Genomic DNA, 12546 nt, shown 5'->3' on the forward strand with positions numbered 1-12546 from the left:
ACGGGCTCGCCGACGAACATGGGGAGAATGAGTGCCTCCGAGCCGTACGAGCTACTGCTCGACCAGGCGCAGGACAAGGTCGCCCTGTTGAGCGTCGACGGCGAGTACACGTACGTCAACGCGGCCGCGGAGGAGATCCTCGGGTTCGAGCCGGACGAGCTCGTCGGGACGAACGCCTTCGGGTACATCCACCCCGAGGAGCGAGAAGCCGTTCGGCGCACCTTCGAGGGGGCGATCCGGACCGACGAGTTCACGGAAGTCACGGCGGAGTACCGCCACCGGGCCGAGGACGGCTCGTGGGTGTGGCTGGAGAGCCGCATGTCGAACCTCACAGACGAGGAGCTCGACGGGTTCGTCGTCAGCTCGCGGGACATCACCGACCGCGTGGCGGCCGAGCGCGAGCGCGAGGAGGCGACCGCGCACCTCCGGGAGATCGCCGCGGTCTCAAGCGACGTGCTCTGGATGTTCGACGCCGAGTGGTCGGAGCTGCTCTTCGCGAACCCGGCGTACGAGGAGATGTACGGGGCCTCGCTCGACGAGCTCCGCGGCGACCCCGCGACGTTCCTCGACGCGGTCCACCCCGAGGACCGCCCCGCCGTGAGGGAGTCGATGGAACGGCTCTCCGCGGGCGAATCGGTCGACATGGAGTACCGAGTAAACGCCGCGGAGAACTACAAGCGGTGGGTCTGGGTCCAGGGCGAGCCGATCGTCGAGGACGGCGAGGTCGTCCGGATCACGGGGTTCGCGAAGGACGTCACGGACCGGCGGCGGCGCGAGCGCCAGCTCGTCGTGATGGACAACCTCCTGCGCCACAACCTCCGGAACGACCTCAACATCGTCCTCGGGACGGTCGAAGATCTCGAAGACGAGGTCCCCGAGTCGGCGGCGCACACGGCGGTGATCCGGCGGGTCGGCGAGAGCCTCCTCGACACCGCACGGAAGGAGCGGGAGGTGATCGAGCTCATCACCGACCAGCGGGAGACCGACGCGGTCGACCTCCGGAGCGTGGTCGAGGAGGCCGTCGAGACCGTCCGCGAGCGGTATCCGGAGGGGTCGATCGCGGTCGGGGAGCTCGACGCGGTCGTCGTCGACGGGGGCTGCGAGCTCCGCTCGGCGGTGATCGAGCTCCTGGAGAACCCGTTCCAGCACAGCGACGACGGGAGTCCGGCGGTGACGGTGCGCCTCCGCAGTACCGAGGAGGGAGCCGAGCTCGTCGTCGAGGACGACCTGCCGCCCATCCCGGCGGTCGAGGCCGACGTGCTCACCGGCGACCACGACATGAGCCACGTGTACCACAGCAGCGGGCTCGGGTTCTGGCTCGTCTACTGGAGCGTGGAGCTGTCGAACGGGAGCGTGTCGGTCGAGGTCGGCACGGGGGGCGACGAGCGGGGCAACCGGATCACGGTGTCGCTGCCGCGCGCGGCGGAGTGAGGCGGTCCGCGCGGCCGCGGCCCGGCGGTTACCAGTCCGGCCCGAAGTCGGGGTTGAGCTGGCGGTCGGTGCGGCCGAGGTCGTCGATCGCCGCGACGTCCTCGTCGTCGAGGTCGAGGTCGACGCTGGCGAGGTTGTCGCGGATGTGGTCGATCCCGGTCGCCTTCGGGATGGCCGTGACGCCGGACTCGCGGAGCCACGCGAGGCTCACCTGCGCGGCGCTGACGCCGTGCTTCTCCGCGATGTCGACGATCGCCGGGTCGTCGAGGACCTCCCCGCGGGCGAGCGGCGAGTAGGCGACCAGCTCGACGCCGTTGGCGTCGGCGTACTCGCGCAGCTCCTCCTGGCGGAGCAGCGGGTGCACCTCGACCTGGTTCGCGAACGGCGCCTCGCCCAGCGCGTCCGCCGCGGCGTCAAGGTGTTCCGGCTCGAAGTTAGAGACGCCGATCCGGTCGATCAGGCCGTCGTCGCGCAGCTCGGCGAACGCCGGCAGCGTCTCTTCGGGCTCGTACTCCCCGGCCGGCCAGTGGACGTACATGAGGTCGACCGAGTCGACCCCGAGCTTGTCGAGGCTCTCGCGGGTCGACGCGGCCACGTCGGCGGGCGCGAGGTTGTCGATCCACACCTTCGACGCGAGGAAGACGTCCTCGCGGTCGACGTCGCTCTCCGCGATCCCCTCGCCGACGGCCGCCTCGTTGCCGTAGATCTGGGCGGTGTCGACGTGGCGGTAGCCGGCGTCGAGCGCGTTCGCGACCGACTCGGTGCACTGGGCTGGCTCGTCGTTCTCCCACGTGCCGAGCCCGAGGACGGGCATGCCGTTCCGGGTCGGGACCGCGGGCTGCTGCTGTTGGTCTGTCATCGCCCGCCTCTACTCGCGTGAGCCGAAAGTCGCTTGCGGTAGGGGCGGGCGCGGCCGGGTCGCGGCGCGAGGCGCCGCCGCGAGTCGTGTCGGCGGGTCAGTCGTCGAGCAGCGCCCGCGAGGAGTTCGTCACCACGAGCAGGCTCGACGCGCCCATCGCGACGGCGGCGAAGAGGGGGTTCAGGAGCCCGGTCGCCGCCAGCGGGATGGCGACCGCGTTGTAGCAGAACGCCCAGCCGATGTTCCCCTTCACGCGCCGGCCCGCCGCCCGCGCGAGCTCGAAGACGGTCGCCACGGAGCCGAGTTCGTCGTCGACGATCGCCACGTCGGCGGCGTCGGCCGCCATCGCGGTGCCGCCGCCGAGCGCGATCCCGAGGTCGGCCGCCGCGAGCGCCGGCGCGTCGTTCGTGCCGTCGCCGACCATCACGGTGACGCCGCGCCGCTTCAGCCGCCCGACGGCCTCGGCCTTCCCCTCCGGCGGCACGCCGGCGAACACCGACGAGACGGCGTCGTGCTCCGCGAAGACGGTCGCGGCGCGCTCGTCGTCGCCGGTGAGGACGATCACCTCGACGCCCGACTCGTCGAGCGCGGTCACCGTCTCCTCCCAGCCGTCGCGCAGCTCGTCGCCGACCACGACAAACCCCTCGGCCGCGCCGTCGCAGCCGACGGCGACGGGGACGCGCCCCACGTCGCGCGCGGCCGCGACCGCCTCGCGGACCTCGTCGGGGACGGTCCAGCCCCGCTCGTCGAACAGGGCCGGGTGGCCGACGACGACCTCGACGCCGTCGACGACGCCGGAGACGCCGCGGGCGTGGCTCTCGAAGGACTCGACCGCGGGAGCGTCGCCCCCGTCTCCGGACTCGCCCACCGCCGCCGCGGCCCCGCCGTCGGCGACCGCCGGCGTCGCGCCCTCGTCGCCCGCCTCGCCGGGACCGGCCTCGGCCGCGTCCGCCGCGGACCGCGCCGCCGCGATGGCCTGCCCGACCGGGTGCGCGGACCGCGATTCGAGGGCGGCCGCGAGCCGGAGCAGGTCGTCGTCGACCTGCCGCTCGATCGGCCGCATCTCGCCGGTCGTCAGCGTGCCGGTCTTGTCGAAGACGACCGTGTCCGCGTCGCGGATCCGCTCGAAGACGGTGTCGTCGAAGACGACGACGTTGCGTTCGAGCGCGTCGCGGATCCCGGCGGCGACGGCGAGCGGGGTCGCCAGCCCGAGCGCGCAGGGACACGAGACGATCAGCACCGTCAGTCCGACGAGCATCGCGTCGGTGGGGGCGCCGCCGAGCGCGAGCGACGCCCCGGCGGCGACCGCGGCGATGACGAGGACCGCCGGGACGAACACGGTCGCGAGCCGGTCCGCGAGCTTCTGGACGCCGTGGTTCCCGCTCTGGAGGTCGTAGACGAGCTCGGCGACGCGGTCGAGGCTGGAGGCCGCGTCCGGCCCGACCGCGACCGTGAGCGAGCCGTCCGCGACGACGGAGCCGCCGACGACCGGGTCGCCGGCGACCTTCCGGACCGCCAGCGACTCGCCGGTGACGACGGACTCGTCGACCGCGGCGTCGCCGTCGACCGCCTCGCCGTCGACGGGGATCCGCTCGCCGGCGCGCACGAGGAGCCGGTCGCCCGGTTCGAGCGCGTCGACGGCGACGGACTCCGTCTCGCCGTCGCCGGTCAGCCGCCGCGCGTCGTCGACCTGGACCGCGGTGACCTCGGAGAGGAGCGCCGTCGCCCGGTCCTTCACCGAGTCCTCGTAGTGGTTCCCGACCGTGACGATGACGACGATCGCGACGGTCACGTCGTAGTATATCGAGGGCGACTCGACGAAGATCACCGCGAGCGTGCTGTAGAGGTACGCGCTCACCGCGGCGATGGCGACCAGGAGGTCCATGTTCGGCGAGCGCGTCTTCGCGCTGACGTACGCGCCGCGGAGGATCGGCTTCCCGGTGAAGAAGAGGACGATGGTGGTGAGGACGCCGATGACGATGAAGAAGTACGTGCCCGAGGTCGAGGCCATCGCCTCGTCGAGGTACGTCAGCGTGCGCTCGTCGTAGAACGGGAACGCGAAGTACGTCGGGTAGATGAGGACGATGTACTGCAGCATCACCGCCATCCCGACGAGGACGCCCGCCGCGAGCCGCGCCGTCGCCATGTTGCTCGCCTGCCGCCTGGAGAAGGCGTCGTCGCGGGCGTACGCGCTGTACCCGAGCCCGCTCACCGTCTCGGTGAGGTCGTCGATCGTGACGGCGTCCGGGTCGTGGTCGATCCGCACCGTGTCGGTGACGTAGCTCGCGCTCGCGCCGCTGACGCCGTCGGCGTCGGTCGCGACCGTCTCGATGAACGCCTCGCAGGTCGCGCAGTGCATCCCGTCCACCTCGAGGAACGCCGCCTCGTGGCCGTCGGGCACGTCGCGGTCGTCGTCGCCGTCCGTCTCGTCGCCGTCGCCCGCGGCACCGTCCCGCTCCCGTCGCCGCTCTCGGACCGCATCGGCGTTCACGTCGGCGTCCCCGAGGGCGCCGTACACGTCCCGGCAGCCGGTACAGCAGAAGCGGTTCTCCTCGTCGTCGGTCACGTCGACACCCTCGGTCGGGAGCTCGCAGAGGGTACAGGCGGCGGGGTCGTCGGGCGCGCCCGCGGCGCCCTCGGTCGCGCTCATCTCACATCCCTCCCATCATCCCGGCGTCGAGCGGGTTCCAGAACGGGAGCCGCGGGTGCGGCACGTGGATCCCGACCGACATCAGCCCGTGCGCGAACAGCACGTAGCCGAGCGCGACGAACGCGAGGCCCAACAGCCGGTGGATCCGGCGGCGGTAGGCCGGGTCGACGCTCTCGATCAGCGTCCCGTAGGCGAAGACGGCGGGGATCGTCCCGAGCCCGAGGGCGCCGAGCGCGACCCCGCCCGCGACCGCGGAGCCGCTCGCGAGGGCGTACAGGTACGCGGGATAGAGGATCGGACAGGGGAGCAGCCCGTGGACCGCGCCGAGCGCGAAGATCCCCGGCCCGTTCGCGAGGCGGTCGACGTGCCCCGTGAGCCAGCCCGTGACGCGTTCGAGCCCGGGGAGGTGGACGCCGCCGGTCGCGCCGCCGAGGAGGTACCGGACGCCGACGGCGATCACGGCCGCGCCGACGAGGAGCCCGACCCCGCCGCGGACCGCCGTCGCGGCGCCGGTCAGCGTCGCCGTCGTGACGAGGACCGCGCCGCCGAGCGCGCCGAGGAGGGTTCCGATCGCCGCGTAGCTCGCGGCCCGCCCGAGGTTGAACAGCGCGTGCTGGCGCACCTCGTAGGTTGTCAGGTGCCCCTCGCGGCCGGTCTCCGCGCCGGCGACGCCGGCCGCGCTCGGCTCGCCGCCGTCCGTCCGCCCGCCGTCGGCGTCCATCCGGCTCGCGTAGACGGTGACGAGCGGGCCGCACATGCCGATACAGTGGGCTCCGCCGAGCAGTCCGATGGCGGCGAACAGCAGCACGTCGGTCCCGAGGAGCGGCGAGAGGGCCATGCGAGTCAGTCACCTCCCGTTCGGTGCGCGGGCGTGAATGGGTTTCGCTGCCGGGGGTCGGCCGAGCGGGGCGCGGTGCGGCGGTCGGCGGCGGGACGGAGCGACGGTCGGCGGGCGGCGTCGACGCTGATCACGCCGATCACTCCTCCACGACGACGGTGCCGAACATGCCGCCCTCGCGGTGGGGGATACAGACGTACTCGTAGGTCCCGGGGACGGTGAACGTGTGCTCGTACCGGTCGCCGTTCTCCAGCCGCCCGCCGAAGTCGGACTGCCACGCCGACAGCGCGGCGTCGTAGTCGTCGAAGCCGCCCGAGGCGAAGAACTCGGCGTCGTCCGGGATCCCGCCGTCCGTCGCGGTGACGGTGTGGGCCCGCGCGCTCGTGTTCTCCCAGACGACGGTGTCGCCGACCGAGACCGTGACCTCTCGCGGCTGGTACGCGGCGGCGAGCATTCCGACGTCGTAGTCCGGCTCGCCGCCGACGCCGGCGCACCCGGCGAGGCCCACGGCGGCCGCGGCGCTCGCGACGCCGCCGGTCCGTCGAAGGAACCGTCTGCGATACATACCTTACCTGAGCGCCTGAGGGGTTTCAATACCGCGGTCGACCCCGCCGCGTGGGAACGGATCCGTCCCCGGGGAACCCGTCCCCGCGGAGCCGTTCGCGGCGGGTCTCACCCGCCGACGAGGTCGTCGAAGACGCGGCGCTGCGCCGCCGCGAGGTGCTCCGAGAACGTCGCGCGAGCGATGCCGATGGCGTCGGCCACCTCCGTCGCGCTCGCCTCGCGGGGGTGTTCGAAGTAGCCGAGGCGCTGGGCGGTCCGGACCACCTCGCGCTGGCGCTCCGTGAGCCGCCCCAGGTCGACCACGACCGGGTCGGACCGGGTGTCGGCGCCGCCGGAGCTGGTGAGCCGTTCGAGCCGGACCGAGCCGCCGGTCGCCTCCAGCGCGTCGATCACGTCGCCGAGCGGGTCGGCCGCGGGCAGCGACAGCCGGAGGCGGACGCGGTCCGGCGCCGTGCGGACCGTGACCGACGAGACGGGGTAGCCGAGCGACTCGACGGCGTCGGACGGGAACTGGCCCGCCGCGCGGCTGCGGCAGCGGTAGACGAACTCGTCGCCGCCGTCGAAGACGAGCTCCGCGTCGACCGCGCGGTCGGCGCGGAACTGCGAGACGACCGCCCCGTCGACCCGGACGCGGTCGACGTCCTCCGCGACCGCGCCCGGCGGGAGCGCCGCCGCCACCGGCGCGGGGCTCGGGTCGTGAACGACCACCTCGACGCGGACGCCGGCGCCGCCGCGACCGCCGGCCCCGGACCGGTCGACGGCTCGGGACGCATCGGACCCGCTCCGCGCGGCCCCAGAGCGCGCGAGACCGTCGGAACCGGGGTGGCCGGCGGTACCGGGGCTGTCGGCGGTATCTGGGCTGTCGGCGGAGCCGCCGTCCGACGACCGCGACCGCCGTTCCATGTATCGATCCTGTGCCCGAAGCCGGAAAAAAAGGAAGCCGAACGAGTACGCGTCGCGGCGGCTCGTCGGAGCGCCGAATAAAGAGCCGTCGAAAGTTGGCAATCACACTCAGGGCGCGAGCCCCTACTGACCCCATGAGCGACGAGCCGCTGCGCGGAGCCTCGGTGGGAGTGGTCGGCGGCGGCGTCGGCGGGCTCTCCGCCGCCGCCTACCTCGCGGCCGGAGGCGCGGAGGTGACGCTGTACGAGCGCGCAGAGCGCGTCGGGGGAGTCGCCGGTCGGTTGGAGCTGGACGGGTTCCGGTTCGACACCGGCCCCTCGTGGTACCTGCTCCCGGACCTGTTCGAGCGGTTCTTCGAGGACTTCGGCCGGTCGCCCGACGAGTTCTACGACCTGCGTCGGCTCGACCCGCACTACCGGGTGTTCTGGGACGACGGCGACCGCGTCGACGTGCCCGCCGACCCGGCCGCCGCCGCAGACCTCTTTGAGTCCTACGAGCAGGGCGCCGGCGAGGCGTTTGAGCGGTACCTCGACGACGCCGAGCGGGCGTACGACGCCGGGATGGAGCGGTTCGTCCTCCCCGGGCGGTCGCGGTTCCGCGACTACCTCTCGCTCGACGTGCTCGCGGGCGGCCGCGAACTCGACCTGCTCTCCAGCCTCGACGAACGGGTGCGGTCGTACGTCGACCATCCGAAGCTCAGGCAGCTGCTGGAGTACACGCTCGTCTTCCTCGGGGGGTCGCCCCACAACACGCCGGCGCTGTACCAGCTGATGAGCCACGTCGACTACGGGCTCGGCGTCTACTACCCGATGGGCGGGATGTACGAGGTGGTCGAGGCCGTCGCGGCGGTCGCCCGCGACGCCGGCGCCGACGTTCACACCGGCGTCGAGGTGACGGGCCTCGAACCGGTCGACGGCGGCGTCGAGGTCGAGCTCGGCGGCGACCGCTACGTCCACGACCGCGTGGTCTGTAACGCGCCGCCCGCCCACGTGGAGCGCGAGCTGCTCCCCGAGGGCACCGTCCCGCGGCTCGGCGACTACTGGGAGCGGCGGACGTACGGCCCCTCGGCGCACCTGCTGTACCTCGGCGTCGAGGGCGAGCTACCGGAGCTGGCGCACCACACGCTCGCGCTCCCGACGGACTGGGACCCGCACTTCGCGGCCATCTTCGACGACCCCGCGTGGCCGACCGGCGAGACGGAGCCGGTCGTGTACGTGAACGTCCCGTCGCGGACGGACCCGTCGGTCGCCCCCGACGGCCACGAGGCGGTCGTGACGCTCGTGCCGCTCGCGCCCGGGCTCGACGACACGCCGGACCGGCGGGCGGCGCTCAGGGAGCGCGTCCTCGACGCGGTGGACTCGCGGGCCGGCGTCGACCTCCGCGACCGGATCGTCGCCGAGGAGTCGGCGTGCGTCTCGGAGTTCGCGGCGCGGTTCGACCAGCCCGGCGGGAGCGCGCTCGGGCTCGCGCACACGATGCGACAGACCGGACCGCTCCGCCCCGGACCGCGCGTCCGCGGGACCGACCGCCTCTACTACGTCGGCGGGAGCAGCAATCCGGGGATCGGCGTGCCGATGTGCCTGCTCGGCGGGGAACACTGCGCGGCCGCGGTCGAGGCGGACGTCGCCGGCGGCCCGCTCGACCGGCTGCCGCTGGTCGGGCGTTGAGCCCGGATAGAGTCGAAACGCGCGTCCAAATACACGTTCTGGAACGGTAATATATTAAAAAATACGGGGAGAGACGGAGGACTGTCAGAAAAACCTTACCAGTCAGGTTAGTACATTTAATAAACACGCCACGTGTAATAGAACGTCGCATGATAGAAACAGCAGCGGCCGACCTCCTGGCGCAGAGTACCGTTCCGCTCGAAATGACACAGACCGAGGTATTCCAGTTCATTCAGAGCAACACCCTCCTGGCCTCGTCGCTCTGGATCAACATCGCCCTCGCGGGGCTGTCGATCCTCCTGTTCGTCTACATGGGACGGAACGTGGAGGACCCGCGCGCCCAACTGATCTTCGTCGCCACGCTGATGGTACCGCTGGTGTCCATCTCCAGCTACACGGGGCTCGTCTCCGGACTCACCGTCAGCTTCCTCGAGATGCCGGCCGGCCACGCGCTGGCCGGCGCGGGCGCCGGCCCCGAGGGCGGGGTGTTCACTCCGTGGGGTCGGTACCTCACGTGGGCGTTCTCGACGCCGATGATCCTCGTCGCGCTCGGCCTGCTCGCCGGCTCGAACCTGAGCAAGCTGTTCACCGCCGTGGTGGCCGACGTCGGGATGTGCGTCACCGGGCTGGCCGCCGCGCTGACCACGTCCTCGCTCCTGCTGCGCTGGGTCTGGTACGGCATCAGCTGCGCGTTCTTCGTCGTCGTCCTCTACATCCTGCTCGCGGAGTGGGCGAAGGACGCCGAGGTCGCCGGCACCGCCGACATCTTCAACACGCTGAAGGTGCTCACCGTCGTCCTCTGGCTCGGCTACCCCATCTTCTGGGCCCTCGGCGCCGAGGGGTTCGCCGTGCTCGACGTGGCGATCACCTCGTGGGCGTACAGCGGGATGGACATCATCGCGAAGTACCTCTTCGCGTTCCTCCTGCTGCGCTGGGTCGTCGACAACGAGCGGACCGTCGCCGACATGGCCGCCGGTCTCGGCGCGGCCTCCCGCGGCGGCGCGGCGCCCGCCGACGACTGATCGGTCGCGGTCGGTCCCCCGCTATTTTCGCCGTCGACGAGCGCCGCGGCCCGGCGTCGGAGAGAAAAGCGCTAAACCCGCGGCGGCGGTGGTGACGGTATGAAACAGGCCATCGTCGCCCGGACGGACGTCGGCATGGGCGAGGGGAAGCTCGCCGCGCAGGTCGCGCACGCGTCGCTGTCGGCGTACCAGGACGCGAGCGACCGGGCGCGGAAGAAGTGGCAGGGCGAGGGGCAGAAGAAGGTCGTGCTGAAGGGGAGCTCCGAGAGCCAGCTCTTCGAGCTGGCCGACAAGGCCGACAAGGAGGGGCTTCCGTACGCCGTCGTCCGAGACGCCGGCCACACCCAGCTCGAACCGGGGACCGTCACCGCGCTCGCGGTCGGCCCCGCCCGCGACGACAGCGTCGACCGCGTGACCGGCGACCTCTCGCTGTTCTGAATGGCCGACGGCGATTCCCTCCGCGAGGCGCACCCGACGGAGCGCGCGGTCGGTATCGAGTACTACGCCAGCCGCGCCGACGGGATCGGCGGGCGGCTGCGCGAGTCGCCCGAGGACTTCCGGGTCCGGGAGCTGGAGGCGTTCGACGCGGAGCCGCTCGACGCCGACCCCGGCAGCTACCCCGACCTCGTCGTCCGGGCGACGCTCCGCGACTGGGACACCAACGACTTCGCGCGCCGGCTCTCGGACGCGCTCGGCGTCAGCCGCGAGCGCGTCTCGTGGGCGGGGACGAAGGACAAGCGCGCCGTCACGACGCAGCTGTTCACCGTCCGCGGCGCCGACGCCGACGACCTCCCGGAGGTCCGCGGCGCCGAGATAGAGCCGCTCGGCCGGGCGGGCCGGAGCCTCTCGTTCGGCGACCTCGCGGGCAACGCCTTCGAGATCCGCGTCGCGGACGCGGTCGACGGCGCCCCCGAGCGCGTCGCCGAGGCGGTGCGGGACCTCCGGGCGTTCGCGGGCGACGGAGGCGAGGGCGACGTCGACGGAGTAGACGCGAACGGGACGGACGCGGACGGGAGCAGCGGCCCCGGCGGGGACGAGTCGATCGAGGCGACCGTCGGCGTCCCGAACTACTTCGGCCAGCAGCGGTTCGGCAGCCGGCGCCCCGTCACTCACGTCGTCGGGCTGGCGATCGCGCGGAACGACCCCCGGGAGGCGGTCCGGCTGTACGCCGGGAACCCCGCCGCGGCGGAGCCCGACGACACCCGGGCCGCGCGCGACCGAGTCGACGCGGCGTTCGGCGTGAGCGGCGACTCCGGACCCGACGGCGGGCCCGCCGCCGACGGCACGGGCGACGGCGACTGGGCCGCCTGCCTCGACGCGATCCCCGGCAAGCTCCGGTTCGAGCGCTCGATGGTCCACCGGCTCGCCGACCGCGGCGTCGGCCCCGACGCGCCGCCGGACGACGAGGACTGGTGGCACGCGCTGGAGGCGGTGCCCTCGAACCTCCAGCGGCTGTTCGTCAACGCCGCGCAGTCGTTCCTCTTCAACCGGCTCGTGAGCGAGCGGCTGCGCCGCGGGCTCCCGTTCGCCCGCCCCGTCGCCGGCGACGTGGTCTGTTTCGCCGACGGCGACGCGCCCGAGGGGCTGTACGCGCCGGACGCCGACCGCCTCCAGCGCGTCGACGCCGACCGGGTCGACGTGGTCTCGCGGCACTGCGAGCGCGGGCGGGCCTTCGTCACCGCGCCGCTCGTCGGCACCGAGACGGCGCTCGGCGACGGCGAACCGGGCGAGATAGAGCGCGAGGTCCTCGCGGACGCCGGCGTCGAGCCGGGCGACTTCGCGCTCCCCGGCGAGTTCGACTCGAACGGGACGCGGCGCGCGGTCCTCCTGCGCACGGACCTCGACGTGACGTTCGAGGGCGGCGACCCGCGGTTCGCCTTCGCGCTCCCGAGCGGGTCGTACGCGACCGCGCTCCTGCGGGAGTTCACGAAGCGCGGCCCGCTCGACCTCTGATCGATCCGTATTTCTGGATCACTTCGGGATTCGCGGGGTCGAAACCACCACGGGACTGTGTTCCGTTCCGAGCCGTTTTTGTGCGACAGCCGTCAATCGACGCCATGACTCGGATCGTCGTCATCGACCTCCACGGCCAGTTCACCCACCTCGAACGCCGGGCGCTCCGCGACCTCGGCGTCGACACCGAGATAATCTCGGCGGAGACGCCGGCCGACGAGGTCGAGGCGGACGGGGTCGTCCTCTCGGGCGGCCCGGACATGGACCGCGTCGGCAACGCGCCCGACTACCTCGACCGCGACCTCCCCGTTCTCGGGATCTGCCTGGGGATGCAGCTGATCGCCGCGGAGCTCGACGGCGCGGTCGGCGAGGGCGACTACGGCGGCTACGCCGACGTCGACGTCGAGATAACCGACGACGAGGACCCGCTCGTCGGCTCGCTGGCCCCCGAGACGCGCGTCTGGGCCTCCCACGCCGACGAGGTGACCGAGCTGCCGGACGGGTTCTCCCGCACCGCCACCTCCGACGTCTGCGGCATCGAGGCGATGGCCGACGCGGACGCGAACCTGTACGGCGTCCAGTGGCACCCCGAGGTCGCGCACACGGAGCGCGGCGAGGAGGTCTTCGAGAACTTCGTCGCGATCTGCGAGTCGGCGTAG

Annotated in this window: 11 protein-coding genes; 6 read left to right on the plus strand and 5 right to left on the minus strand. The window is 72.6% G+C overall.

Features of this window, described 5'->3' with window-relative positions; genetic code table 11:
- Positions 1-27: 27 nt before the first annotated feature.
- Positions 28-1431 carry a PAS domain-containing sensor histidine kinase gene (locus DVK06_RS02980; protein WP_121599216.1) on the plus strand — a complete coding sequence of 468 codons (1404 nt, stop codon included), beginning with the start codon at positions 28-30 and terminating at the stop codon, positions 1429-1431.
- Positions 1432-1459: 28 nt separating this feature from the next.
- Here the strand turns inward: DVK06_RS02980 and DVK06_RS02985 are convergent, their stop codons facing one another.
- The 5 genes from DVK06_RS02985 to DVK06_RS03005 all read right to left on the minus strand — a co-directional run bounded on the left by DVK06_RS02985 (position 1460) and on the right by DVK06_RS03005 (position 7245).
- A complete protein-coding gene (locus DVK06_RS02985) occupies positions 1460-2245 on the minus strand; it encodes an aldo/keto reductase (RefSeq protein WP_121599309.1) in 786 nt (261 codons plus the stop codon).
- A gap of 142 nt (positions 2246-2387) precedes the next feature.
- Positions 2388-4940, minus strand: a complete 2553-nt coding sequence (locus DVK06_RS02990) for a cation-translocating P-type ATPase (protein WP_121599217.1) — start codon at positions 4938-4940, stop codon at positions 2388-2390.
- 1 nt (position 4941) lies between these two features.
- Complete coding sequence (locus DVK06_RS02995) at positions 4942-5778, minus strand: sulfite exporter TauE/SafE family protein (protein WP_121599218.1); 837 nt, start codon at positions 5776-5778, stop codon at positions 4942-4944.
- A 139-nt stretch (positions 5779-5917) separates the two neighbouring features.
- Complete coding sequence (locus DVK06_RS03000; RefSeq protein ID WP_121599219.1) at positions 5918-6343, minus strand: plastocyanin/azurin family copper-binding protein; 426 nt, start codon at positions 6341-6343, stop codon at positions 5918-5920.
- Positions 6344-6450: 107 nt separating this feature from the next.
- Complete coding sequence (locus tag DVK06_RS03005) at positions 6451-7245, minus strand: helix-turn-helix domain-containing protein (protein WP_121599220.1); 795 nt, start codon at positions 7243-7245, stop codon at positions 6451-6453.
- Positions 7246-7379: 134 nt separating this feature from the next.
- On the opposite strand from DVK06_RS03005, the gene DVK06_RS03010 reads away from it, so the two are divergent.
- From DVK06_RS03010 to DVK06_RS03030, 5 genes are all read left to right on the plus strand, one after another.
- On the plus strand, positions 7380-8912 hold the full coding sequence (locus DVK06_RS03010; RefSeq protein WP_121599221.1) for an NAD(P)/FAD-dependent oxidoreductase: 1533 nt from the start codon (positions 7380-7382) through the stop codon (positions 8910-8912).
- 203 nt (positions 8913-9115) lie between these two features.
- Positions 9116-9934, plus strand: coding sequence for a bacteriorhodopsin (locus DVK06_RS03015; protein ID WP_053771964.1), 819 nt, complete (start codon positions 9116-9118; stop codon positions 9932-9934).
- A gap of 99 nt (positions 9935-10033) precedes the next feature.
- Complete coding sequence (gene pth2, locus DVK06_RS03020) at positions 10034-10372, plus strand: peptidyl-tRNA hydrolase Pth2 (RefSeq protein WP_121599222.1); 339 nt, start codon at positions 10034-10036, stop codon at positions 10370-10372.
- The gene (gene truD, locus DVK06_RS03025) at positions 10373-11887 is read left to right on the plus strand and encodes a tRNA pseudouridine(13) synthase TruD (protein WP_121599223.1); all 1515 of its coding nucleotides are present in this window, start codon (positions 10373-10375) and stop codon (positions 11885-11887) included. It abuts the gene before it with no gap.
- A 104-nt stretch (positions 11888-11991) separates the two neighbouring features.
- Positions 11992-12546: a GMP synthase subunit A gene (locus DVK06_RS03030; protein WP_053771696.1), complete on the plus strand. Its 555-nt coding sequence runs from the start codon at positions 11992-11994 to the stop codon at positions 12544-12546.

Source organism: Halorubrum sp. Atlit-28R, assembly GCF_003665955.1.
In the GTDB taxonomy this organism is placed as follows: Archaea; Halobacteriota; Halobacteria; order Halobacteriales; family Haloferacaceae; genus Halorubrum; species Halorubrum tropicale.

Bases quoted from the DNA above. Each gene is read 5' to 3' on its own strand.
- DVK06_RS02985 (WP_121599309.1), bottom strand. From the start codon at position 2,245: ATGCCCGTCCTCGGGCTCGGCACGTGGGAGAACGACGAGCCAGCCCAG.
- DVK06_RS03010 (WP_121599221.1), top strand. From the start codon at position 7,380: ATGAGCGACGAGCCGCTGCGCGGAGCCTCGGTGGGAGTGGTCGGCGGC.
- DVK06_RS02980 (WP_121599216.1), top strand. From the start codon at position 28: ATGAGTGCCTCCGAGCCGTACGAGCTACTGCTCGACCAGGCGCAGGAC.
- truD (WP_121599223.1), top strand. From the start codon at position 10,373: ATGGCCGACGGCGATTCCCTCCGCGAGGCGCACCCGACGGAGCGCGCG.
- DVK06_RS03030 (WP_053771696.1), top strand. From the start codon at position 11,992: ATGACTCGGATCGTCGTCATCGACCTCCACGGCCAGTTCACCCACCTC.
- DVK06_RS02990 (WP_121599217.1), bottom strand. From the start codon at position 4,940: ATGAGCGCGACCGAGGGCGCCGCGGGCGCGCCCGACGACCCCGCCGCC.
- DVK06_RS03005 (WP_121599220.1), bottom strand. From the start codon at position 7,245: ATGGAACGGCGGTCGCGGTCGTCGGACGGCGGCTCCGCCGACAGCCCA.
- pth2 (WP_121599222.1), top strand. From the start codon at position 10,034: ATGAAACAGGCCATCGTCGCCCGGACGGACGTCGGCATGGGCGAGGGG.
- DVK06_RS02995 (WP_121599218.1), bottom strand. From the start codon at position 5,778: ATGGCCCTCTCGCCGCTCCTCGGGACCGACGTGCTGCTGTTCGCCGCC.
- DVK06_RS03000 (WP_121599219.1), bottom strand. From the start codon at position 6,343: ATGTATCGCAGACGGTTCCTTCGACGGACCGGCGGCGTCGCGAGCGCC.
- DVK06_RS03015 (WP_053771964.1), top strand. From the start codon at position 9,116: ATGACACAGACCGAGGTATTCCAGTTCATTCAGAGCAACACCCTCCTG.